This window comes from Brucella sp. BE17 (genome assembly GCF_039545455.1).
Lineage (GTDB): Bacteria > Pseudomonadota > Alphaproteobacteria > Rhizobiales > Rhizobiaceae > Brucella.
On sequence record NZ_CP154468.1, the window covers coordinates 172,692 to 195,755 of the forward strand.

The following is a 23,064-nucleotide window of genomic DNA, read 5'->3' on the forward strand; positions in this document are numbered from 1 at the left end:
AAAGTGTGGGAGCGCTGGCCTTTCGCGCGACAGAACCATATAGAGGGCGTATGAAAGGAGCCGTCCCATGACCGGCTTGTTGAAGCGCTTCGCCGTCTATTACCGCCCGCACCGTCGCCTATTCCTGCTGGACTTCTCCAGCGCCGTGGTGGCCGGACTGCTGGAACTGGCCTTCCCTCTGGCAGTGACACTGTTCATCGATCGATTGTTGCCCACCAATCAGCTTGGCATGATCGCGCTGGCAGCCCTTGGTCTGTTTCTGATCTATCTGATCAGTGCGGGGCTTCAGGTCATCGTCACCTATTGGGGCCATATGCTCGGCATACGCATCGAGACAGAGATGCGCAGGAAAGCCTTCGACCATCTGCAAAAGCTTTCTTTCGGCTTCTTCGACAATCAGAAGACCGGGCATCTGGTGGCAAGGCTGACCAAGGATCTGGAAGAGATAGGCGAAGTCGCCCATCACGGGCCGGAAGACTTGTTCATCGCCATCATGACCTTGATCGGCGCATTCGTGCTGATGCTGTGGGTACACGTGCCTCTGGCTCTGATCACGGCGACGATTGTTCCGGTTACCGCGGGCGTCACCATGCTTTATGGAAAACGCATGACGGCGACATGGCGCGCTCTTTATGGCAGGGTTGGAGAGTTCAATGCGCGCATCGAGGAAAATGTCGGCGGTATTCGCGTGGTGCAGGCTTTCACCAACGAGGATCACGAGCGTAAGCTGTTTGCCGAAAGCAACCGGAATTATCTCACCACCAAACTCGAAGCCTACAAGATCATGGCGGCGTCGCTGTCGTTGTCGTATTTGTCCATGCGTTTTGTACAAGTGGTGGTGATGCTGGCTGGTGCTTGGTTCGTGGTGCATGGAGAACTGACGGCTGGCGGTTTCGTCGGCTTCTTGCTTCTGGTCAATGTTTTCTTCCGTCCCATCGACAAAATCAATTCGATAATCGAGACCTATCCCAAAGGCATCGCCGGTTTTCAGCGCTATACGCAGTTTCTCGATACGCGCCCGGATATAGCCGACACGCCGCAGGCGAAAACCGTCGAGCGGCTGAACGGCAATATCGAGTATAGTGATGTCAGCTTCGGCTATGGGCTGAAAAAGCCGATCGTTGCTGACCTTACTCTGTCGGTCCGCTCCGGTGAGACAATTGCCTTTGTCGGCCCCTCCGGGGCTGGGAAAACCACGATCTGTTCGCTTTTGCCGCGTTTTTATGAAGTAACGGGCGGTACAATCAGCATTGACGGTATCGATATTCGCGACATGACCTTGAGGTCGCTACGCTCCAATATTGGTATCGTGCAGCAGGATGTATTCCTGTTTGCAGGCACCATCCGCGACAACATCGCCTATGGCAAGCTGGATGCGAGCGATGAGGAAATCTTTGCCGCAGCAAAGCGGGCGCGGCTTGACACGGTCATTGCCGGGCTAAGTGAAGGCTATGAAACGGTTATCGGCGAACGCGGCGTCAAGCTATCAGGCGGGCAGAAGCAGCGGTTGGCGATTGCCCGCATCTTCCTCAAAAACCCGCCGATCCTCATTCTCGATGAGGCTACCTCGGCACTCGATACCGAAACGGAACGTGCGATCCAGCAATCGTTGGCGGAACTGTCGCAAGGGCGCACCACGCTGGTGATTGCCCACAGGCTTGCGACGATCGCCAATGCCGACCGAATTCTGGTAGTGGAGAATGGCAGGATTGCCGAACAGGGCAGCCATGCCGAACTTCTAGCGCGCAAGAATGGTCGCTATCAAAGTCTGCACAATGCGCAATCGGTCTACGATACGGTGCAGCGAGAATGGCGGTAACATCACCGATAATGGAACTTTGAAACGCCTGTCCGGTTTTGAATATGTGAAACTCATAAAAATGAATGGAGCATTTCATGACCCTCAGAGACAAAACGATAGCAATTCTGATTGCCCCGCGCGGCACCGAGGAACCCGAATTTACGGAGCCGAAAAAGGCGGTTGAGGCGGCGGGCGCTACCGTCATAGTGGTCGGGCTTGAAAGCGGGGAAGCTTCGACCAATAATAACGATCTTGATCCCGGCGGTAGTTACCCGGTCGACAAGACCGTGCAGGAGGTCTCGGCCAGCGATTTTGACGGGATTGTCATTCCCGGTGGCTGTATCGGATCAGACAAATTGCGCGGCGATGCGGCAATGGTTTCGTTCGTGCGCTCATTCTTCGAGCAGGGCAAGCCCGTCGGGGCCATCTGCCATGCGCCGTGGCTTCTCGTGGAAGCGGACGTTTTGAAGGGCAGAACGGTTACGTCCTATGCGACGCTTGAAACCGACATCGCCAATGCTGGCGGGCACTGGGTCGATCAGGAAGTCGTCGTCGATAACGGCCTTGTCACGAGTCGCACGCCGGATGATCTTCCGGCATTTTGTGCCAAACTCGTCGAAGAATTCGAGGAGGGTCGGCATTCACGCCAGCTTTAGCCTTGGTCGGCACTGGTTGGCAGCACGCCGCCTGCTTTAATGAGAGCTTCCGGGGTGTCGACGTCGATCAGCGCGGCGGGGCCGATTTCGACGTCGAGAATTTCAAGCACGCTTTCCTCAATAAGACGTCGCGCGCCGACATCGCCTTTTAAATTCGAAACGGCTGCAAAGAGCGAGCGGGGCAGAATGACAGGGTTACCGCGTTCGCCATTGCTGGTTGCCCTTATGATGGCCTTTCCATCCGCGTCCCGAAAACGATCAATGAGGCGATTGATATGGTCAATCTCGATGGCAGGCATATCGCCGAGCACGATCAGGACCCCCGCCGTGTCGGGTGCCAGGTTTTCGATGCCTGCCTTGAGAGAGGATGCCATGCCCGAGGCATGATCGGCATTATAGATGGTGGTGATCGCCAAAGGCGCAAGAATGGCCGTGAGTTGCGCGGCCTGATGTCCGAGCACGACCGACACCGTGTTGGCCTTCGATGCCAGTGCACGCTTGGTGATGCGGCTGATCAACGTCGCATCCTCAAAGTGTGCCATGAGTTTGTTGGCTGCGCCCATGCGCCGCGAACTTCCGGCCGCCAGCACCATGGCCTCTATCTTCACATCGGCTATCACTGATCGATTCACCCTGACTGCTATTTCGTCTTGTTTGGATTATCTCTCAAAGCGCGGAGTTTGTCTCTGTTCGTGGACGGCTTAATCTTATAACGATCCATATTGAGGTTTTTTGAAAATATTCGGCAAAAAGAAACGCCGTTTATGCGAAAAGGACGCCTGAAGCGTCGAAAAAGCAGCAAAGAACAAGGCAAAGCTGTGTGTTTTTTTGGCAAAAATACGGTTTGAGAGGCATTTCGATAAACATGAAGGTAATCGCCTCGCTGCTTTGCGTGACCATTCTTGGCACGGCGTTCGCCCATGCTCAGGACGCTTGGAAGGCTGTCGAGCAAGTCAAAGCCTATGCTATTACCGGTAAAACCGGCTTTGCGCTTTATGAATCGATTGGTCAGCGCGGCCCAAAAATTGGCAAGACTCAGGTTATCGCGCATACAAGCTACGTCCTGACATGGGATCGAAAATTCGACCATAGCAACAAGGCCTGCACCATCCTTTCGGCAAAGCCGAAGCTGAAAATCACCTATACATTGCCAAAACCTGCGGAAAGTCTGCCGCCTGAGGTGCGCGCAAACTGGGACGTTTTCATTGAGGGCATCCGCAAGCATGAACAGGTCCATGGTCAAAGCGCGATAGACATGACGCGCGAAATCGTGCGCAGGACGGTGGGGCTTTCGGTGCCAAATGATCCCAAGTGTCAGAAGGTGCGCAGGATATTGATTAATGAAATCAATGGTCTCGTCGAAGTCCAGCGCCAGCACGGCCGTGATTTCGACCGTGTCGAAATGGGCCAGGGCGGTAATGTTCAACAGCTGGTTCTCGCCCTCGTCAATGGCAGTTAGGCCGCAGTTTTTCCGGTTCAGAGGGCCATCATGTCGCGCCGGTCTTCGGCAATGAGCTTTCGTATCTGATCGACGATCTGGTCGCCGTGTATCCTGCCAAGCCGGTCGGCGGTTTCAACGTCCTGCTCTTCGATAGCGCGGATCATGTCTTCGTGTTCGCTGACATATCGCTCGGGCAGGCGATCGGAGAAAGACTGATAATAAAGCCGCAAGAGCCGTCGTCCTTCGTCGAGAAGCCGGGCAAAGAAGGCTGTATAGAAGGGGTTGCGACCGGCTTCGGCGATTGCTGCATGAAAATCGCGATTGGTTGCGATCATCTCGAGCGCGTTTTGGGCGCGCACGGCGCGGGCGAATTCTTCCTGATGGGCGCGGATGATACGAAGGTCCGCCTTTGTACGGTGCAATGCTGCAAGGCGTGTCGTGACGCGATACATCAGCGTGATTGCATCAAAAAAAGCCGGCAGGCTCAAAAAATCGATATTGGACACAACGGTTGAACGGTTGGGCAGTGTCGTCACCAGACCATCGCTTGCAAGCCGCACCAGCGCTTCGCGAATAGGGGTGCGCGACATCGCAAAACGCTCCGCGAGCTGATTTTCGTCAATCGGACTGCCGGGTGCCAGAGATAGATCGATGATTTCATCGCGCAGCACATCATAGACGCGCTTGACCCCAGAGCCTTTCCTTCGATCCGTGGATTGGTCTGTCGAGGTTTTATCCATGATGTGCATCCCTTTTGATCCCATAAGCTCTTATAGCTCTCTGGCTGCTCATGCAATTTGGTTCATATGCACGAGGATGCGGCGAATTTAAACCCAATAGAGATTTTAGTCGACAAGAAAAATACATGGTGTATATTTTAAGAATACGAAGTCCGCTGCGGGCGGCTGTCGTTTGTGGTTGACTGAAAAGGCTTGAGGACGAAAACATGAATTCTGATATTTTTTCCGGCTGCATCCCGGCCCTGATGACCCCGTGCAAGGCTGACCGTACACCTGACTTCGACGCGCTGGTGCGCAAGGGCAAGGAACTGGTCGCGCTCGGCATGTCGGGCGTTGTATATTGCGGTTCGATGGGCGACTGGCCGCTGCTGAGCGACGAGCAGCGTATGACCGGTGTGGAGGCCTTGGTGAAGGCTGGTGTGCCGGTGGTCGTTGGTACGGGCGCGGTGAATACCGCGTCGGCCGTGGCGCATGCGGCGCACGCGCAGAAGGTTGGGGCCAAGGGATTGATGGTTATTCCGCGCGTATTGTCGCGTGGCGCATCGGCAAGCGCGCAGAAGGCGCACTTCAAGGCCATTTTGGCGGCAGCGCCTGATGTGCCGGCTGTTATCTACAATAGCCCTTACTACGGGTTCGAAACGCGCGCCGATCTGTTTTTTGCACTGCGCGCCGAACACCCGAACCTTATTGGTTTCAAGGAATTTGGTGGTGTGGATGCGCTACGGTATGCTGCTGAAAACATCACCAGCGCCGATGACGATGTGACCTTGATGGTGGGCGTGGATACCACGGTTTTCCACGGTTTCGTCAATTGTGGCGCGCGCGGTGCGATCACCGGTATCGGTAATGTGCTGCCCAAGGAAGTACAGCAACTCGTCGCGCTTTCAAAAGCTGCCGCCGCAGGCGATGCGCAAGCACGTCAGGCGGCACAGGAGCTGGAAGCAGCCCTCGGCGTTCTGTCATCTTTTGACGAAGGTCCGGATCTCGTGCTCTTCTACAAGCACATGATGGTTCTGACCGGCAATCCGGAATATGAGCTGCATTTCAACGAGACTGACAAGCTTTCCGATAGTCAGCGCGGTTATTGCGAAGCGCAGCTCAAATTGTTCCAGACCTGGTATGCGGATTGGAGCAAGCAGAATGCCGCAGCGGTGAAACACGCCGCCTGAGCCACTGTTCAAGTTTGACCATTGTCCAAGTTTGAAATGACGATCGCCGGACTGATTTCATCAGGCCGGCGTTTTCAGTTCAGGCGTTCCCGGCGAGGCGACATATACGGTGTTATCGTGCTTTCTAGTGAATGGATATGCATCATGCAAGGCTCGACAGCCCATCAGCGTTCTAGGTATTGGATCCGACGGTTTAATGGTCCAATTCTTTAGCTAGAATGGCAGGAGGTCCTATGGGACAAGGTCGTCATATCAGGGCCACGACCACGCGCGCTGCTGAGCCGTAAAATGGACATCCTGAAAGTCATAACCGTGCTGAGTGCCCTGCTTTTGCCCGGTATGCTGATTGCTTGAGTTTTTGGTATGAACATGGGTGGACTGCCGTTTACGAGCGAGAATTCGGGTTTTTCCTGGGCGATGATGATGGGTGTTATCGCGGCCTTGCTGTTTTACTGGTTCATGCGCAAGGCTGGAATAAACATGCGTTTCTGGTAAAGTGAGGGCGGTTGGTTAGACCTCACAACAGCGTCGTATGTCCTGAAAAAAGATTGGAATTCGCCGTAACAAGCGGGATTGCATACCGCTCGTCATATTGTTTTGTCGCAAGGCGCGACCCCAGATTGGCAATACGGTCGACGTTGCGTAATCCTTTGACGTAAAGCATAAATATAGCCGACGAGAGATCAGTTTTAGTATAGTTTTTATTTCTTTCTTCAAGAATAATCGAGGCTTGAGAAAAGCATCTGCGCATAAACTTGACCTCATCGGCGTCGTAAATGCGACTTTCTTCGCTAAACAGCGGCATGGTGGCCTCCTGTTGAAAAGACTATGATACGCTCATTGACTTTGAATCATAGGCCGTCATGATCACCTTATGTTTCAGCGCGACTTTCGCGCAGCCTAGCCTCCGGGAAAGACCGTCGTTGCTACTTTCAATAAATGGCCTTTAATAAATCTCGGGTTCGCCGCTCGCCTTGCCGAAACCTGTTTCCAGAAAGTCGAAGTCGCAGCCCTGATCGGCCTGGGTTACATGGCGCGAGAACATCCAGCCATAGCCGCGCTCAAAATGCGGTTGTGGTGCCTGCCATTCGGCCTTGCGTTGCGCAAGCGCCTCGTCGCTTACCAGCATATCAAGGCGGCGATTGGGTAGATCGAGGCGTATGATATCGCCGTTTTTAAGAAGCGCCAGCGGGCCGCCAATAAAGCTTTCGGGCGAGACATGCAGCACGCAGGCGCCATAGGAGGTGCCTGACATGCGCGCATCCGAAATGCGCAGCATGTCGCGATAGCCTTTGCGGATCAGCGCCTTCGGAATGGGCAACATACCCCATTCGGGAAACCCTGGTCCGCCCTGTGGCCCGGCATTGCGCAACACCAGCACGTGATTGGGCGTGACGTCGAGGTTTTCGTCGTCAATGGCTTCCTTCATCTGCGGATAGCTGTCGAACACCAGCGCCGGGCCTTCATGAACGTGGAATTTAGGGTCGCAGGCGGCAGGTTTGATGACCGCGCCGTTCGGGCAGAGATTGCCGCGCAGTACCGCCAGCGATCCTTCATGATAGACGGGGTTGGAAAGCGGGCGAATGACATCGTCATTATAGACCTTCGCTCCTTCGAGGTTTTCGCCCATGGATTTGCCGGTTACCGTCATTGCGTTAAGATCGAGCCGGTCCTCGATTTGCTTCATCAGCGCGCGCAATCCGCCTGCATAGAAGAAATCCTCCATCAGATAATCGTTACCCGATGGGCGTACATTAGCGATCAGCGGCGTGACGCGGCCCAGCGCGTCGAGATCATCGAGGGTGAGATTGACCCCGGCGCGTCGCGCCATAGCGATCAGGTGGACAACTGCATTGGTCGAACAGCCGGTGGCCATGGCGACGATGGCCGCATTGCGGCAAGCGCCTTCAGTAATGATCCTGTCCGGCGTGAGGTCCTCCCACACCATGGCGACTATACGCCTTCCGCAATCGGCACCCATGCGCTGGTGGTTGGCATCGACGGCTGGAATGGACGATGCACCAGGCAGGGTCAGCCCCATGGCGTCGGCGATAGCCGTCATGGTCGATGCGGTGCCCATGGTCATGCATGTGCCTGCCGAGCGTGCGATACCGCCCTGAACACCCAGCCATTCCTCATCTGTGATATTGCCGGCGCGCCGCTCATCCCAATATTTCCACGCATCCGAGCCCGAGCCCAATATCTTTCCGGCATAATTGCCGCGCAGCATAGGCCCCGCTGGCAGATATATCATTGGCACGCCAGCTGAAATTGCGCCCATGACAAGGCCGGGCGTTGTCTTGTCACAACCGCCCATCAACACCACGCCGTCGAGTGGATGCGAGCGGATCATTTCTTCCGTTTCCATGGCCAGCATGTTTCGGTAGAGCATCGAGGTCGGCTTGGTGAAGCTTTCATCCACCGATAGTGAAGGCAATTGCACCGCAAAGCCGCCTGCCTGCTGGACCCCGCGCTTCACATCCTGCACCCGCTCCTTAAAATGTGCGTGGCAGGTGTTGAGCTCGGACCATGTGTCGAGAATGCCGATCACCGGCTTGTCGCGAAAATCGTCTTCGCCATAGCCAAGCTGCATCAGTCGTGAACGATGGCCGAAGGATCGCAGATCATCGGGTGCAAACCATCGCGCACTTCTGAGCGTCTCAGGTGTCTTCTTGTGGGGCATATTCTGGGGCATGGATGGTATTACCGGTTGCGGGAATGAGGCAGCTGGCGGCGGCTACTCTTTCATTCCCCATTTCTGGATGGTGTGGCGTTCGAGGGTCTGGAAAACGAGATTTTCGACGATCAGACCGATGATGATAACGGTGAGCAGCCCCGCAAAGACTGCCGGGATATCCAGCAGGTTACGGTTTTCGAAAATAAACCAGCCAAGTCCACCCTGTCCCGACGATACGCCGAAGACGAGTTCGGCGGCGATCAGGGTACGCCAGGCAAAGGCCCAGCCGATCTTGAGGCCAGTGAGTATGGAAGGGAATGCGGCAGGAACCAGTATGCGTAGCACATAGGAAATGCCGGTCAGTCCGTAATTGGCGCCAACCATGCGCAGCGTTCGCGATACGCCGAGAAAGCCGGAATGCGTATTGAGCGCTACAGCCCAGAGCACGGAATGGATCAGCACGAAGACGAGGCTTGAGGCACCCAGGCCGAACCAGATCAACGCCAGCGGCAGCAGCGAAATGGCTGGCAGCGGATTGAACATGGCAGTCATGGTTTCAAGAAAATCGGTGCCGATACGCGTATTGATGGCGAGAACTGTGAGAAGGGCGGCCAGTACCGTGCCGATGGTGTAGCCCATGAACAGGATTTTGAGCGTCGTCCAGATGCGTGCTGGCAATGAGCCGTCGACAAAGCGATCGTAAAGCGTCCCGATCGTGTCGCTTAAGGTCGGAAACAGCAGCGGATTGTCGAGATAGGTGGCATAAATCTGCCAGATGGCGGCAAGTGCCAGAATAAGCAGGGTTTTGCGTAGCGCTCCGATTCCCCAGAGCGTTTCGAAGGTGCTTAGTTTCTGCTCGATCGGCGCGATATTGTGATGAGGTTCATCGGCTTCATTATCTGCACTGAGGATGATGTTGGAAGAAAGCATAGTTTACTCCTTGTGTCCGGTCTCTGAGGAAAACAGGAGATTGTGAATGTCGCGCTCAAGTGCTGCAGCGCTGCCATCCTCCTGGTTCACCTTGTCGACATCGACCACTTCGGCGCGCACCCGCCCCGGATGAGGCGAAAGCAGCAGGATGCGGTTGGAAATCTTGATGGCCTCGGCGATGGAGTGGGTGACGAAAATGACAGTGAACTTGGTGTCTTGCCAAAGTTGCAGCAATTCATCCTGCATCTGACGGCGGGTCAGCGCGTCGAGTGCTGCAAAAGGTTCGTCCATCAGAAGGATATCCGGCTGCATGGCCATGCCGCGGGCAATCGCTACGCGTTGTTTCATGCCGCCTGACAAGGTGTGCGGGTAGCTGTCGATGGCGCGCGTCAGCTTCACCTTGTCGATATATTGGCGGGCCAGCGCTTCGGCTTCGTCTTTCGCAAGTTTACGTGCGACGAGAAGCGGAAACATGACATTTTCCAGAACAGTCTTCCAAGGCATCAACTGATCGAATTCCTGAAAGACCATCATCCGGTCGGGGCCGGGACGGGTGACTTCGCGCCCGTTTATGTGAATTTTTCCAGCGGCAGGCGCCATATAGCCGCCGACCGCCTTCAATAGCGTGGACTTTCCGCAGCCCGACGGGCCGAGCAGCACGAAACGGTCGGATTCGCGCACCGTGAAACTGACGTCTTCAGTCGCGGTGATCAACAGGTTCGGGGTCTTGTAGCGCAATGTGACGCGATCGACGGAAAGGAGAGGGGCTTTCTCCGGCGTTGATTGCGGAGTGATCGTGTCGGCCCTGGCGGCTGTAGCCTGCATCATCGAATTTACTTTCTTGAAGAAATGCAGCGGCGCAGATCGCCGCTGCTACTGTCGCTTCGAGCGTTCAGTTACCGTTGAGATAGGCGCTGTCGGGCAGGTAATAATCCGTCCAAGCCGCAGGCATGGTTTTTAAGGTGCCGATCTTGTGCAGGTGTTCAGCAAACTTCATCGTACCCTGCGGATCAGTACGCCATTCGTCCATATGCGGTTCCTCGAGCATCGTCATGAGGTCGTCGAGGCTTGTCTTATCGCCAGAGATGGTCTTGTAGGATTCAAGGGCCGCTTTGGGGTCTTCCTTGATGAAGGCGACGGCCTGTTCGGTTGCGGTGCGCAACGCCTTTACCAGCTTCGGATTGGCCTCGGCAAATGTCGTGGTGGTGAAAAATGTGGCCTGGGTCAGAGCGCCGCCGAGAATTTCACGCGAATCCGTGACTTTATGGACGCCGGACTGCTTGAGTTCGACATACTGGAAGGGCGGTGCGGAAAAGTGGTTTTTGACCTCGTGATTGGCATTGGCGATGGCTGCAACCGCATCGGGATGGCCGAGTTGCACCGTATTGGGGTCGAATTTCTTGATCTCGTCCTCGCCGTAAAGTTTGGCGGCAGCCATTTGCAACAGGATTGCCTGCGTCGATACGCCGACGGTCGGTACTGCGATCTTGTCGCTCGGCTCGATATCTTTCAGTGACTTGATGCGGGGATCGTTAGACACCATGATGACTGGTTGCGCCGAGCTGGTGATGATGCCCTTGACCTTGCCGCGCGTTCGATCCCACAGCAAAAGCAGATTGCCGGTGCCTGTGTTGACGACGTCGACATTGCCGGCAAGCAACGCATCCGTCTGAGCACCGCCGCCACTGAATGTCCGCCATTCGACGGTGACACCGTCGAGCCCATCTTTTGCTGCTTCTTTCTCGATGAGTTTCTGCGTTTCCATCACGTGGCTGGCAAGATAGAGAATGCCAGGCTGCCGGGTGATCGAAAGATTGGTTTTTTCCTGTGCCTGGCTCTGTGTGGGGCCAAGGCCCAGCGCCAGAACAAGCGCGGTCATGCCACTTATGAGCAATCGCATGAATTATCCTCCCAAAGATAACGGCTAGCGGTTTGATTCCAACATGTGCATCCCGCTACTCGAGCCTCAGCGCAAAAGTTGGAATCAAACCACCAGCAAACTTATGAATAGAAATGGATTCTCCAAATTTGATACTTGAAAGATTGGTCGTTGCATGTGTGCTCAAATGTCAAATTCAATCCATTCGTTGGCCTTGGTCGCTTCTCCCAAAGCGACTAAAACATTGAAGCACTAAAACATCAGTGCATCAACCTACAATCTGTGATTATATGAAAAAAAGCCGAATGGGACTGATTCATGAGTGGAATGATAAGAGGTGGGCAACTGGACCGCTCGCGTCAGGTGGCGTTGCAGGTGTACGAAATCCTGCGAGACCGGATTTTGAAGGTCGAACTTACCCCCGGCACGGTACTGTCTCGCAATGCTCTGCAACTGGAATTCGGCATCAGTCAAACGCCAGTGCGTGATGCTTTAATGCGCCTGCAGGAGGAAGGTATTGTCGATGTGTATCCGCAATATGCAACGGTGGTTGCCCGTATCGATGTCGACCATGCGCGCCAGGCCCAGTTCCTGCGACTGTCGATCGAGCTGGAGGCCGTGCGCTGGCTGACCGATGAACGATCGTCGGAAACGGCGGTGGAGCTTGGCGAAATCCTTGCGCGTCAGCGGGCGGTGGCATCGCCCGAAACCTATAATGCCTTTGACAGTATCGACCGCGATTTTCATCGCCATCTCTATGAAAAGACAGGGATCGCGCAGCTCTGGACGAATGTCAGGCGTCAGAGCGTACATATCGACCGGCTGCGACGTCTCAATTTGCCGATGCCCGGCAAGATGCAGACAGTGCTGAGCGAGCATCAGGCGATCGTGGATGGCATCGCCTCGGGCAGAGCGTCCGTGGCGGAAGGGGCACTGCGCAAACATTTGTCGGGAACATTGTCGATCATTGATGTGATTGGAGCTGAATTTCCCGACTATATCCGCAAATGATCCGGCGCGTCCTCAGGGTTGCGTGTAGCCTTCAACCTTAATCGTGAACTGACCGTCGCGTGGATCTGTGCGGAAGAACAGCGCGCCGCTGTCGCGCGCTTCTGACGCGACGTAATCAAAGTTCACGCTTGATTGTTCGTGGTTGCCATCGGCATTGATCGTTTCGCCGGCGATCCGCACCTGCGCGGCACTGGCTTGTGATATGTTTTCAACATCGAAACGGACGCGAAACATATCATTGACGGGTTCTATGGCCTTAATATCGATGTGAAATGCGGCATCGCCCGGCGCATATCGATAGATGTCGTGAATGATCCATCCGAATAATGCCAGCACCAGAAAAGTGGATATTCCACCGGTAGCCCACTCGATCCAATGGGGTGTACTGGTTTCGATATGTCTGCTGTTGGAGGATCGTGTCATGGGGCCTCACAATATCAATCGGGCAGAAGCTGCTCCGAGCGCACCGGGCAGGGAAAGAACTACAATGGCAGTGACCATCTGCGACAGGGATGTGTCGTCGAGTCGTTCGAAGGTCCACAACACATAGGCGCTCGACGCAATGGCGATGACATAGCCCGGCATGGTGAAACGTATGAACGCGTGCCATCGCGGAGCCCCCTCGATCAGCTGGTGACCGCCTTTAAAATGAACCGAATAGACGAAGCCGTGCATCATCACAATCGACAAAGCGGCGATCAACAACGTATGAAAAGGCGTGATTTTGAAAGCAATCAGAATGGTCTCTTCGGTCGGTGCCACGTTCAGACTTAAAAACAGCGCCCCGACCAACATCATGAAAAGCTCGTTGAAATAGCCGGTCTCGCTATCATGGTCGTCTCGCTCTTCGTCTTTTTCCTCTGAATGCATTCCGAGCTGGCTTCGCCCCAGCAGAGCGCCGATACTGGCGGGTACTGACTGGAAGGCGACCATCGCTATGTTGTGGCTGGGCATGAGTCTGGCATCGAGAATGGCCAGCAGCCACAGGACACCCGCGCTGACAGTGATGCCTAATCCATAGGCAATGACGGCGTCGCGTATCGCTTGTTTCAGGGAAGCTGTTTTTTCAAAGCCGATCCGCCAGGCCAGGCCCAAAAGAAGCGGCAGGTTTATTGCGCATAAAAGCAGCAACCGGTTTGGGTCGGCATAAAGGCCCAGGTTCCACATTTCAATCGTCATGAGCATGGGCAGTGCGAACAGCAACGCGCCGACAAGCCCGCGCGCTAGTCCGTTCAGAAATTCTTGCTGTTTGGTTTGCGCGCTTTCGTGGTGCGCCATGTTGTCGATGATCCCTCTTGCTCAACCCTGCATAACGCCGTTCGGCAAAGCTTGTTCCCAATGGTTCTCGAGCTTGGCCTTGTTCGGCTTTCAAGGGGCTGACGATATTTGAAATAGTTAAAAAACAGCCGCTGGAATTGTGGAACCGAACGTTAATCCGGGCGTTATTTTTTCATCGAAACAGAATTGCCATAGGAGAAATACGATGAAAATCAGAACATTAGCCTTGCTGGGTGCTTGCCTTGTCGTGCCTTCTTTCGCCTATGCTCAAGAAGAGGGCGCAGCACCTGAGACGCCAGCAGTCGTAACGCCTGATGAAACCAACCCGGATGCTCCGGTGGCTGGCGAGAACAGCTTTACTGAAGAGCAGGCCAAGACCCGTATTGAGGAAGCCGGATACACCAATGTTACCAATCTGAAGCTTGGTGAGGACGGTATCTGGCAGGCAACTGCGCGCAAGGGAGCCGAACAGACCGATGTCCAGCTCGACTATCAGGGCAATGTTACCAAGAAGATGTAACGGGTTGCCACTTAACCAGTTGAAACGAATACGTAAGGGAGAAAATAATGCGAAGTGTCACAGGACTGTTTGATAGCTATGATTCAGCAAAGGATGCAGTCGCGCGTCTGGAAGCCGCGGGAATTCCATCCTCCGATATCAGTATTGTGTCTCACCATGAGGAAAGCAATGCCGGTGAGGGTGCTGGTATTGGTGCGGGACTGGGTGCTGCGGCAGGTGGCGCGGGCGGCCTTCTGGCAGGACTCGGCATCATGGCGATCCCCGGCGTTGGTCCGGTCGTTGCTGCAGGCTGGTTGGCTTCAACGCTTGCAGGTGCTGTTGGCGGTGCCGTTGTCGGTGGTGCTGCCGGTGGCCTTATCGGAGCCTTCACTTCGTCCGGTGTATCGGAAGAGGAAGCCCATCTTTATGCCGAGGGCGTGCGCCGTGGCGGTGCGGTAGTAACCGCGCGGGTACCTGAAGAGCGCTATGCTGAAGCAGACGCCATTCTTCAGGGAGCACATCGCGTTGATGTTGTTGAGCGCCGTAAGCTCTATGCTGAAGAAGGCTGGGAGAGTTTTGATGCCGATGCCGAACCCTACACGGCAGAGGAGATCGAGCGTGAGCGTCGCCGTTACGGCTATTAAAGCGCGATGATTGGAAGCAAAGGCGGGCTTGAAAGCCCGCCTTTTTCATTTGATCTGAGGAACAAAAAGCGAGCATTGCGGATTAATCGTTTAATGGACGAGTGAGCAGGCGGGGGAGAAACATGCTCCTGAACAAAGGCCTTATCCACGGTGAGCTGGGCGTAAATTGTGTTCATTTGTGTATCGATGTACAAAATCTCTTTTCTGAAGACGCGCCCTGGCATGTACCTTGGCTCGCCTCTATAACGCCGTTTATTGGCGCAATCTGCGAGCGTCACGCGGAAAGGACGATTTTTACGCGCTTTATTCCGCCCCTGCATGCGGAAGACGCATTGGGTGCCTGGAAACGCTATTTTGCCAAGTGGAGTGAGCTTACGCTCGAAAAGGCTGATCCCGAACTCATACAGTTGCTGCCTGAACTCAGAGTGTATGTTCCGCCAGCGCGCATTCTCGATAAGGCGGTTTATTCGCCATGGGTTGATGGGCGACTGGATAAACAGTTGCGCCAGCAGGGGGTGGATACCATTGTCTTGAGCGGTGCCGAGACGGATTTATGTGTTCTCTCCGCATTGTTCGGGGCGGTGGATCGCGGTTATCGGGTGATAATCTTAAGTGACGCCGTTTGCAGCTATTCCGATCAGACCCATGATGCCATTCTCGCGCTTTGTCACGAGCGTTTGAGCGAGCAACTGGAGGTGGCCTCCACAGAGGAGTTGCTGGCGGCATGGAATTAGGCTCTAGGCTTGTCGCATTCCAGTAAGCACGCAAAGCGGCTTGCGTTCGCAAATGCTTGAAAACAACCCATTGCGCGATGGGAACCATTTTCGGGCTGTGTTGTTCCTTTTTAGAGGTGAATAACAATGACAGCATCCCAGACGATTGAAGATCCCTCCGCATCCCGGTCGGGTGGAGAGGTCTTCAAAAGAGAAGAACTGGAGAAATCGAAAACGCTCTCGTCAGGCCGGGACGAACCCTATCCCGTTGCTGATAAACGCGCGCCAGTTGCCATAGGGAATGGATTGGATGACGAAGACGTGCAAGCGCGTACCGAATTGCAGGAAGGCAACGTCTATTTCATTTGGTGGGTGATTATACTTTCGGTCGTGGCCGTTGGGTATTTCACGAGCTTTTGGGTGTGATGATGAATATGCAACTGCAACACAAGCAGGCTGAGCGAAGGGATAAATCCTCGCGTGCGGTCAGCTATCTCCCGCGGATCATGCTTGGCGTTCTGGGTGTGCTTCTCGTGGTTCTCCTTGTCTGGAGTTTGACGGGTGGCGGAACTTTCAACGGCAATGATGGCGTTCAAACGCCCCCCGAGACGCAATCACCCCAGGGCGTACAGCCCGCTCCGCCTGCACAAAGCAATCGCCCTGAAACCGGGAGCGGTGGCGAACAGCCAGCCGCACCTGATCCAAGTCCAAACACACAATGAGGCCAGTCATGAACAGATCATCAGCTGACACCACCCCGCTGACCGAAGACGATGACATCAAGTATCTGTCGGAAAAGACCGATATCTCTCCTTTGCAGGCACGTGACCTCATCAAGCGCTTCGGGCGTGATCGCGAAAAGCTGCTCGAAGAGGCCAAAAAGTTCAAAGCCGAGAGTTAGTCGGCGACAAAAGCATTCAGGAGGCCAGAATGGGAGCATTTTTTGTATGGTTGGTTCTCATAGGGTTGCCCGTTCTGCTTGCGGGCGGTTTTCTTTATGCGCTTTATCTCGGGAAAACCGACGGCACGACTTCGAAAGAGGACGGTGCATGATATCAGCACATCGGGCGCCTTTTATTTTCCAACTCTGCGCTGAGAGGGCGCGGGACTTTCAGGAGGCGCGTTGCTGAAGAAGTCCGCTGTTCCTTCTCATCATAATCATTCTTGTCTGGACCGGCTTGTTCATAGCAGTGACGACGACCCGGGTATAAGACGCCTTCGCTGTGGTAAAGGCTTTCGCTATAACCATGCGGATGGTGGACGAATTACGCAGCAAGACAAAAACCGCATTCAGGCGCTTGTCATTCCCCCTGCATGGACGGATGTTTGGATCTGTACGGTCGCCAACGGCCACCTGCAGGCGACCGGGCGCGATGAACGCGGTCGTAAGCAATATCGGTATCATTCATCATGGATGACCAGTCAGGGAGAAACAAAATTTGCGATGCTTCCTGATTTTGCAAGGGGGCTGAGCCGACTGCGCCAGACGATCGAAGCCGATATGCGCAGGCGAAGTCTTTGCCGTGAAAAGGTAGTGGCGACCGTCATCTTTCTGATGGACCGCCTTTTGCTGCGCGTAGGTAATCTCAATTACGCGCGGGAGAACAAGAGTTATGGAATAACCACCCTGCGAAACAGGCATTTGAAGATGGAAGGCAGCAGTGTGCGGTTTATCTTTACCGGAAAATCGGGAAAGATTTGGAACCTCGCTTTAACTGATCGGCGAATTGCCCGTATCGTGCGCAGTGTGCAGGAATTGCCGGGCCAGCAGCTTTTTCAATATCTCGATGAAGCCCGTGAGCGTCGACCTGTGACGTCACAGGATATCAACGATTACTTGCGTGCGACGACGAATGCCGAATTCACATCCAAGCATTTTCGCACCTGGGCGGGCACGACCCTTGCTCTGGAGGCGCTGCGGTCGGTAGAACTTCCAGAAAATGCCGGTGCGGTTAAGCGGGCGCTCAATGCTGAGATCGACAAGGTTGCAGCCGCACTTGGTAACACGCGCGCAGTTTGCCGCAATTCCTATATTCATCCGCATGTCTTGAATGCCTGGCTGGACGGTCAGCTCGTTTCTCAAATTCAAGCCGCAACATCTATCCGCATCCTAGCACCAGAACTCGATGATGCCGAACGCCGAACGTTGAAATGGCTGCTTTATACCCAGACCCAATCCGCGTGAACCGCAAAACAGTGCGCCTTTCCGGTCAAGGATTTCGCTGCATATCTTTCAAGGGACTGGGTGCGGGGTTTCATAACCAGCTCAATAATAAAGAAGACGTACATTGTGGTTGTTGAGAAATATTATAACATCCAAAATGTTTATTTCTTAATTAGGTAATCCTAAAATAACGATAATATATATCTTGACCGTTTTCGTAGTGTGTTGCTAATTGAACTCACGATGCTTGATTTGTGAAATCTTATAGATTCGTTTCCATCTCGATGCGTGGTAGCAGATTGGTTCGCCTCCAATGCAAAAGCTTTGATCCGATTCTGCATTCAATTTAGTTTTCGATAGACGGCACTGGAGAACAACGTGCGCCAACTGTCAATTCGCTCCAAATTTCTTGCGCTGCTGCTTTTCAGCAGGCGGCTTGAAGCGCAGCCGTTGGTAAATCCAAGTGCCTCCACACCAAGGAGAGCCTCATGAAATGGGCATCAGCATTTCTGGCCGCAACGGTTGTTTTCAGTTTTGCCGCGCAACCTGCATTGGCGGACCACCATCATCACGGCGATGATATCGCCGGGGCTGTGATTGGTGGCCTTCTGATCGGAGGGCTGGCGCTGGCTGCTTCCTCCCATGATCATCGTGATGACTACGATGACAATAATGGCGCGAATTATTACAATCCCTATGGTCCGCCGCCTCCGCCCATGCCGCCACGACCCTATTACGGTGGTATTGGCGGAGGTGCCGTACCCTATGCGCCACAGCCTTCCATCGGCGGCGGTGCGCAACCCTATGGTGCGCCGTTCAGCCCAGGTGCTGACATCACCTGTTATCCCAACCAGCGCGCCTGCTATAACCGGCATGGGCATCTTATGCCTTCCTGGACCCGCAAGGTATTTTGAGAGCAAGACGGAACATGATTATGAAGAAATGGATTTTTTCTGCCCTGCTCGTCTTCACGGTGTCTTCTGCACAGGCTGAACAGACTGCATCCGGCGATGTTACGTCGAGCTTTGTGCGTGAACACGCTATTGCTTTGCTCAACGGAATTCTTTCGCCTGAGCAGATCACCACGCTCAATCTTTTGGCTCACCAGGTGGCGATTGCTGATGCCTGTAAAGGCTTTGAGGTTGATAAGAAGAAATTCGTCGACCAGTTCCAGCCGCTGACGTTGCAGGGTGATGAGAAGGCCTCTGCCGAACAGAAGGACCGTCATGAGAAACATCTTTCTGTTGTATACGGTATGCTGGTTGGCGGCGAGCTAGCAGCAATCGTCAAAGACGAAGCGGCTGCATGTGAGCAGGCCGGTAAAGAAAAGCAGGATCCCGAATTTTCCAAGATGACAGTCTGGAAATGATGGCCGGGTAATTGGCATACGGCTCCAATCATAATGGAGCCGTATTATCTGCCGCGTCAGGCAGACTTACATTATGTCTTTACACCGGGAACGTCGACGCAAGGAACTCAGTCCATTGGACTGAGTTCTGTTCCTGCTTTCCAAGCTCGATGATTGCGCGGTCATCAACGCATTGTCGCGAGCCACGCCCAATGTCTCGCTGTATGACGTGCAAGCTGTTATCTCTGGAATTTTATGAAGGGGCGCGCTGAAAGTAAACAGCGATAGCGGCCCTTTCGACGTAACGGCTTATTCCGGGCAATAGTCCTTGTAAGCGGGCAAGCCGGGAAGGCTTGCGGCATAAATGATGGCGCGCGCAATGGCATGCGCCATCACGGTTGCGGCAATGGCACCGATGGCGGTGACATCCGCCTTGACGCCTGCTGCTTTACCGGTTGAAAGCGCAAAGATCGTGTCGCCATCCCACATGGTGTGCACGGGATTGATTGCGCGTGCAAAGCCGTCATGGGTCATTGCGGCGATCTTTTTCAGTTCCGCCTTGTTGAAGAGCGCATTGGTGGCGATTGCACCGATTGTGGTGTTACCCCCTGCCGATGGCACGACGCCGTGGCCTTGCATGATTGCGCCCATGCTGTTGCGAAAACCTTTGTCTTCTGCACAGCGGGCACCGGCCAGAATCCGGTTCGAATTTGGTGCGTAGACATCACCCACAGCGTTCACTGCAACAATAGCGCCAATAACAATATCTGTTCCGGGTATGGCGTGGCTTGCAGTGCCTAGCCCGCCCTTCATGGCATGTTCCATGCCAAACATCTTACCGACGGCAGCACCAGCTCCGGCACCGATATTCCCTTCGCCCGACGGCTGGTCGCTTGCCGCCTTACAGGCAAGATAGCCCGCTTCTGCATCGGGGCGGATGGAAAAATCACCAACGCCCAGGTCCATCAATACGGCAGCGGGAACGATCGGTACCACGCCGCCAGCGATCTTGAAGCCAACGCCATGTTCTTCCAGATAGCGCATTGCGCCGGTCGCGGTATCAAGACCATAGGCGCTGCCGCCGCTCAGCATCACGGCATGCACCTTGTCGACCAGATTGACGGGATCGAGTAGATCAGTTTCACGCGTGCCGGGTGCCGCCCCACGCACATCGACGCCTGCCGTTGCGCCTTCGTCAAAAAGTAGCACCGTGCAACCGGTCGAGCGTTTTGACAGCGTATGATGACCGAGCTTCAACCCCGGCACATCGCTGATACTGCCGTCCAAAAGCTCAATCATGCCCGGCCTCCCATCCATATTTTTTCGGTGCGGCGATTATCAACGGCATAACCGCCCCGCTCGCAACAAATTTTGACGGTATAATCAATAATTCCATCCGGTAACCGAAACTTGTCAGCAAAAGCCTTTCCATTTCTTCATAAGCATGTTACGAGCCGGTGCCAATTCAACTAGAAAACCAAGACCAGCCGTTGCTCCCGGACGCTTTCCGGAGAGACGGCTTTTCTCATTCGATAAAACCGGTAAAGGAATTGGCAATGGCTAAAATCGTGGAATCGCCCACCGGCGTTATGGCTCTCACATTCGACGATGTGCTGTTGCAGCCCGGACATTCCGAAGTCATGCCGGGACAGGTCGATCTGCGCACCCGCATCGCTGCCGATATCGAGCTCAATCTGCCGCTCTTGTCAGCTGCCATGGATACGGTCACCGAATCGCGCCTAGCAATAGCCATGGCACAGGCTGGCGGCATCGGCGTCATTCACCGCAATTTGACGCCGGAGCGTCAGGCGGAAGAAGTGCGTCAGGTCAAGAAGTTCGAATCAGGCATGGTTGTCAATCCGGTCACCATCGGACCGGACGCAAGCCTTGCCGATGCGCAGGCGCTGATGAAGGCGCACGGCATTTCCGGTATTCCGGTGGTAGAAGCTGCTGCCAAGGGTCCGGGCCGTCTCGTCGGTATTTTGACCAACCGCGACGTGCGCTTTGCCTCTGATCCCAACCAGAAAATCCACGAATTAATGACGCGCGAAAATCTCGTCACCGTGCGCGAGAACGTAGAGCAGGATGAGGCCAAGCGGCTTCTACACAGCCATCGCATTGAAAAGCTGCTGGTCGTCGACGATCAGGGTCGCTGTGTTGGTCTTGTCACCGTCAAGGATATTGAAAAGTCGCAGCTTAACCCGAATGCCGCGAAAGATGCGCAGGGCCGCCTGCGTGCCGCTGCTGCGACCAGTGTCGGTGAAGACGGCTATGAGCGCGCCGAACGTCTTATTGATGCAGGCGTCGATCTTCTGGTGGTCGATACGGCACATGGCCATTCGCAGCGCGTTCTTGATGCGGTGGCTCGCATCAAGAAGGCCTATCCGAATGTCGCTATTCTCGCTGGCAATGTGGCAACCGCAGGCGGTACACAGGCACTGATCGATGCCGGCGCCGATGCGGTCAAGGTCGGCATTGGACCGGGCTCCATCTGCACCACACGTATCGTTGCAGGCGTCGGCGTTCCGCAGCTTTCCGCCATCATGGCGGCGGTTGAAGCCGCGCATAAGCACAATATCCCGGTAATTGCCGATGGCGGCATCAAATTCTCCGGTGATTTCGCCAAGGCGCTGGCCGCAGGTGCCGTTGCTGCCATGGCCGGTTCACTTCTGGCGGGTACGGAAGAAAGCCCCGGTGAGGTCTATCTGCATCAGGGGCGCTCGTTCAAAGCCTATCGCGGCATGGGTTCGGTTGGCGCCATGGCGCGTGGTTCGGCGGATCGCTATTTTCAGGCGGAAGTGCGCGACGAGCTGAAACTGGTGCCCGAAGGCATCGAAGGTCAGGTCGCCTACAAGGGGCCGATCGCTGCGATCCTTCACCAGCTTGCAGGCGGTCTTCGCGCTTCCATGGGCTATGTGGGTGCGAAAACGCTGGAAGAATTCCGCGATAAGGCCCAGTTTGTGCGCATCACTAATGCGGGTCTGCGTGAAAGTCATTCCCATGGCGTGACGATCACTCGCGAAAGCCCAAACTATCCGGGCAGTGTGTGAGCTTCTGCATATATTGCATGAAAAACGCGGCCACGAGCCGCGTTTTTTATGCTCCGAGAGCCTGCAATTCCTTATCCGGTAGTCGCCATTTGTTCGAACATTCGATGATGCATTGGGCCAGCGCCTGAAAATCCTTGCGACGCATGCTTTGCCTGCGCCAGAAAAGACCGATTTCGCGTTTGGGCTGTTCACCCTCGAAGGGCACGATGCGCATCCGTGTGCTGCGCGCCTCTGCGCGTACGGCGATTTCGGGAATAAGCGTCAGCCCCATGCCGTGGCTCACCATCTGCAAAAGCGTGGTCATGCTGGTTGCGCCATATTTGACGAGCTGGCGCTGCGATGGCAGCGAACAGACGGCGAGCGCCTGATCACGCATGCAGTGGCCTTCTTCCAGCAGCAGCAGCCGTTCCAGAGCAATCGTATTCTGTGTCATAGGCGAGGTGAGAACCGTCTGGTCGTTGCTGGATGTGGCGATCAGAAAACGGTCGTCGAAAAGCTTCTTATGAGCAAGCCGCTCGTCATCGATGGGGAGGGCTGCAACGAAGGCGTCTATTTCGCCCGCGTGCAACTCATCCAGCAAGCGTGCAGTCACGCTTTCGCGTAAGTGCAGGCGAAACGCGGGATGCCGCTCGCGCAAAAGCGGAATGAGCATCGGGACCAGATAGGGTGCGACGGTTGGAATAACGCCGAGCCGCAAGCCCGACTGCATCAGGCCGCGACTTTGCGCGGTGATTTCTTCCAGCGCCTGTAACTCATGCAGGATCGTGCGGATGCCGGAATGAAGCTCCTTGCCCAGTTCCGTCATGATGACATTGCGCGAGGAACGCTCGAAAAGCGGTGCCCCGGCAGCCGATTCCATCTCGGCGATTTGTGCTGATAAAGCGGGCTGGGAGACGTGGACGAGTTCGGCTGCCCTGCGAAAATGCAGCGTGGTGGCAAGCGCATCGAAATAGCGCATCTGACGAATGGTAAACATGATAGGAAAAACCTATCAAAAATAACAGAAAAAGCAATTGGAGGTTATGATTGGAACGGGTCTAAACTGCTTCGTACCCTAGCCACGG

27 protein-coding genes and 1 pseudogene are annotated in these 23,064 nt (G+C 54.8%); 17 read left to right on the forward strand and 11 right to left on the reverse strand.

The features are described from left to right. The first annotated feature begins 67 nt into the window (after positions 1 to 67). Together AAIB41_RS12235 and AAIB41_RS12240 are read left to right on the forward strand one after the other, a co-directional pair. The gene (locus AAIB41_RS12235; protein ID WP_343315567.1) at positions 68 to 1,819 is read left to right on the forward strand and encodes an ABC transporter ATP-binding protein; all 1,752 of its coding nucleotides are present in this window, start codon (positions 68 to 70) and stop codon (positions 1,817 to 1,819) included. A gap of 77 nt (positions 1,820 to 1,896) precedes the next feature. Beyond that, entirely contained in the window at positions 1,897 to 2,457 is a 561-nt protein-coding gene (locus AAIB41_RS12240; RefSeq protein ID WP_343315568.1) for a type 1 glutamine amidotransferase domain-containing protein, read from the forward strand. Here the strand turns inward: AAIB41_RS12240 and AAIB41_RS12245 are convergent. After that, on the reverse strand, positions 2,454 to 3,089 hold the full coding sequence (locus AAIB41_RS12245; RefSeq protein ID WP_343315569.1) for a nucleotidyltransferase family protein: 636 nt from the start codon (positions 3,087 to 3,089) through the stop codon (positions 2,454 to 2,456). The two genes, AAIB41_RS12240 and AAIB41_RS12245, sit on opposite strands and share 4 nt — an antisense overlap. A 233-nt stretch (positions 3,090 to 3,322) precedes the next feature. Here AAIB41_RS12245 and AAIB41_RS12250 point away from each other — a divergent pair, with 233 nt between their 5' ends. Then, on the forward strand, positions 3,323 to 3,916 hold the full coding sequence (locus tag AAIB41_RS12250; RefSeq protein WP_343315570.1) for a DUF922 domain-containing protein: 594 nt from the start codon (positions 3,323 to 3,325) through the stop codon (positions 3,914 to 3,916). 17 nt (positions 3,917 to 3,933) lie between these two features. On the opposite strand, the gene AAIB41_RS12255 is transcribed toward AAIB41_RS12250, so the two are convergent. Then, a complete protein-coding gene (locus AAIB41_RS12255) occupies positions 3,934 to 4,638 on the reverse strand; it encodes a GntR family transcriptional regulator (RefSeq protein WP_343315571.1) in 705 nt (234 codons plus the stop codon). Between the two features lie 206 nt (positions 4,639 to 4,844). Here AAIB41_RS12255 and AAIB41_RS12260 point away from each other — a divergent pair, with 206 nt between their 5' ends. Next, positions 4,845 to 5,807, forward strand: coding sequence for a dihydrodipicolinate synthase family protein (locus AAIB41_RS12260; RefSeq protein WP_343315572.1), 963 nt, complete (start codon positions 4,845 to 4,847; stop codon positions 5,805 to 5,807). Positions 5,808 to 6,176: 369 nt separating this feature from the next. Continuing rightward, a complete protein-coding gene (locus tag AAIB41_RS12265) occupies positions 6,177 to 6,302 on the forward strand; it encodes a hypothetical protein (RefSeq protein WP_343315573.1) in 126 nt (41 codons plus the stop codon). 22 nt (positions 6,303 to 6,324) lie between these two features. On the opposite strand, the gene AAIB41_RS12270 is transcribed toward AAIB41_RS12265, so the two are convergent. The 5 genes from AAIB41_RS12270 to AAIB41_RS12290 all read right to left on the reverse strand — a co-directional run bounded on the left by AAIB41_RS12270 (position 6,325) and on the right by AAIB41_RS12290 (position 11,314). Next, on the reverse strand, positions 6,325 to 6,612 hold the full coding sequence (locus AAIB41_RS12270) for a hypothetical protein (RefSeq protein ID WP_343315574.1): 288 nt from the start codon (positions 6,610 to 6,612) through the stop codon (positions 6,325 to 6,327). A 141-nt stretch (positions 6,613 to 6,753) separates the two neighbouring features. Beyond that, a complete protein-coding gene (araD, locus tag AAIB41_RS12275; protein WP_343316137.1) occupies positions 6,754 to 8,490 on the reverse strand; it encodes an L-arabinonate dehydratase in 1,737 nt (578 codons plus the stop codon). Between the two features lie 54 nt (positions 8,491 to 8,544). Next, positions 8,545 to 9,414, reverse strand: a complete 870-nt coding sequence (locus tag AAIB41_RS12280; RefSeq protein ID WP_343315575.1) for an ABC transporter permease — start codon at positions 9,412 to 9,414, stop codon at positions 8,545 to 8,547. 3 nt (positions 9,415 to 9,417) lie between these two features. Beyond that, complete coding sequence (locus AAIB41_RS12285) at positions 9,418 to 10,242, reverse strand: ABC transporter ATP-binding protein (RefSeq protein ID WP_343315576.1); 825 nt, start codon at positions 10,240 to 10,242, stop codon at positions 9,418 to 9,420. A 64-nt stretch (positions 10,243 to 10,306) separates the two neighbouring features. Beyond that, on the reverse strand, positions 10,307 to 11,314 hold the full coding sequence (locus tag AAIB41_RS12290; RefSeq protein ID WP_343315577.1) for an ABC transporter substrate-binding protein: 1,008 nt from the start codon (positions 11,312 to 11,314) through the stop codon (positions 10,307 to 10,309). Between the two features lie 297 nt (positions 11,315 to 11,611). On the opposite strand from AAIB41_RS12290, the gene AAIB41_RS12295 reads away from it, so the two are divergent. Next, positions 11,612 to 12,304, forward strand: coding sequence for a GntR family transcriptional regulator (locus tag AAIB41_RS12295; RefSeq protein ID WP_343315578.1), 693 nt, complete (start codon positions 11,612 to 11,614; stop codon positions 12,302 to 12,304). A gap of 12 nt (positions 12,305 to 12,316) precedes the next feature. On the opposite strand, the gene AAIB41_RS12300 is transcribed toward AAIB41_RS12295, so the two are convergent. Further along, the gene (locus AAIB41_RS12300) at positions 12,317 to 12,727 is read right to left on the reverse strand and encodes a TIGR02588 family protein (protein ID WP_343315579.1); all 411 of its coding nucleotides are present in this window, start codon (positions 12,725 to 12,727) and stop codon (positions 12,317 to 12,319) included. A gap of 6 nt (positions 12,728 to 12,733) precedes the next feature. Next, positions 12,734 to 13,582 carry a TIGR02587 family membrane protein gene (locus AAIB41_RS12305; RefSeq protein WP_343315580.1) on the reverse strand — a complete coding sequence of 283 codons (849 nt, stop codon included), beginning with the start codon at positions 13,580 to 13,582 and terminating at the stop codon, positions 12,734 to 12,736. Positions 13,583 to 13,787: 205 nt separating this feature from the next. Between AAIB41_RS12305 and AAIB41_RS12310 the strand changes: the two genes are divergently transcribed. The 10 genes from AAIB41_RS12310 (at position 13,788) to AAIB41_RS12355 (ending at position 18,971) form a co-directional block, all read left to right on the forward strand. Then, on the forward strand, positions 13,788 to 14,102 hold the full coding sequence (locus tag AAIB41_RS12310; RefSeq protein WP_343315581.1) for a PepSY domain-containing protein: 315 nt from the start codon (positions 13,788 to 13,790) through the stop codon (positions 14,100 to 14,102). Between the two features lie 47 nt (positions 14,103 to 14,149). After that, entirely contained in the window at positions 14,150 to 14,725 is a 576-nt protein-coding gene (locus AAIB41_RS12315) for a general stress protein (protein WP_343315582.1), read from the forward strand. Between the two features lie 122 nt (positions 14,726 to 14,847). Then, the gene (locus tag AAIB41_RS12320; protein WP_343315583.1) at positions 14,848 to 15,459 is read left to right on the forward strand and encodes an isochorismatase family cysteine hydrolase; all 612 of its coding nucleotides are present in this window, start codon (positions 14,848 to 14,850) and stop codon (positions 15,457 to 15,459) included. Between the two features lie 126 nt (positions 15,460 to 15,585). After that, positions 15,586 to 15,864 carry a hypothetical protein gene (locus AAIB41_RS12325; RefSeq protein ID WP_343315584.1) on the forward strand — a complete coding sequence of 93 codons (279 nt, stop codon included), beginning with the start codon at positions 15,586 to 15,588 and terminating at the stop codon, positions 15,862 to 15,864. Continuing rightward, entirely contained in the window at positions 15,864 to 16,160 is a 297-nt protein-coding gene (locus tag AAIB41_RS12330; RefSeq protein WP_343315585.1) for a hypothetical protein, read from the forward strand. The genes AAIB41_RS12325 and AAIB41_RS12330 overlap by 1 nt, the downstream gene beginning before the upstream one ends. Positions 16,161 to 16,168: 8 nt before the next feature. Continuing rightward, positions 16,169 to 16,339, forward strand: coding sequence for a hypothetical protein (locus AAIB41_RS12335; protein WP_343315586.1), 171 nt, complete (start codon positions 16,169 to 16,171; stop codon positions 16,337 to 16,339). Positions 16,340 to 16,368: 29 nt separating this feature from the next. Next, entirely contained in the window at positions 16,369 to 16,491 is a 123-nt protein-coding gene (locus AAIB41_RS12340; protein ID WP_343315587.1) for a hypothetical protein, read from the forward strand. 70 nt (positions 16,492 to 16,561) lie between these two features. Further along, the gene (locus tag AAIB41_RS12345) at positions 16,562 to 17,623 is read left to right on the forward strand and encodes a DNA topoisomerase IB (protein ID WP_343315588.1); all 1,062 of its coding nucleotides are present in this window, start codon (positions 16,562 to 16,564) and stop codon (positions 17,621 to 17,623) included. A gap of 467 nt (positions 17,624 to 18,090) precedes the next feature. Next, positions 18,091 to 18,516 (forward strand): hypothetical protein, encoded by a 426-nt coding sequence (locus AAIB41_RS12350; RefSeq protein ID WP_343315589.1) that lies wholly within the window; start codon positions 18,091 to 18,093, stop codon positions 18,514 to 18,516. A gap of 20 nt (positions 18,517 to 18,536) precedes the next feature. Next, positions 18,537 to 18,971, forward strand: coding sequence for a hypothetical protein (locus AAIB41_RS12355; RefSeq protein ID WP_343315590.1), 435 nt, complete (start codon positions 18,537 to 18,539; stop codon positions 18,969 to 18,971). A 288-nt stretch (positions 18,972 to 19,259) separates the two neighbouring features. On the opposite strand, the pseudogene AAIB41_RS12360 reads toward AAIB41_RS12355, so the two are convergent. Further along, positions 19,260 to 20,264: pseudogene (locus AAIB41_RS12360) on the reverse strand (P1 family peptidase); the annotation flags it as partial. Between the two features lie 242 nt (positions 20,265 to 20,506). Here AAIB41_RS12360 and guaB point away from each other — a divergent pair. Further along, positions 20,507 to 22,000 (forward strand): IMP dehydrogenase, encoded by a 1,494-nt coding sequence (gene guaB, locus AAIB41_RS12365; protein ID WP_343315591.1) that lies wholly within the window; start codon positions 20,507 to 20,509, stop codon positions 21,998 to 22,000. Positions 22,001 to 22,046: 46 nt separating this feature from the next. Here the strand turns inward: guaB and AAIB41_RS12370 are convergent, their stop codons facing one another. Further along, positions 22,047 to 22,976 (reverse strand): hydrogen peroxide-inducible genes activator, encoded by a 930-nt coding sequence (locus AAIB41_RS12370; RefSeq protein WP_343315592.1) that lies wholly within the window; start codon positions 22,974 to 22,976, stop codon positions 22,047 to 22,049. Between the last annotated feature and the right edge of the window lie 88 nt (positions 22,977 to 23,064).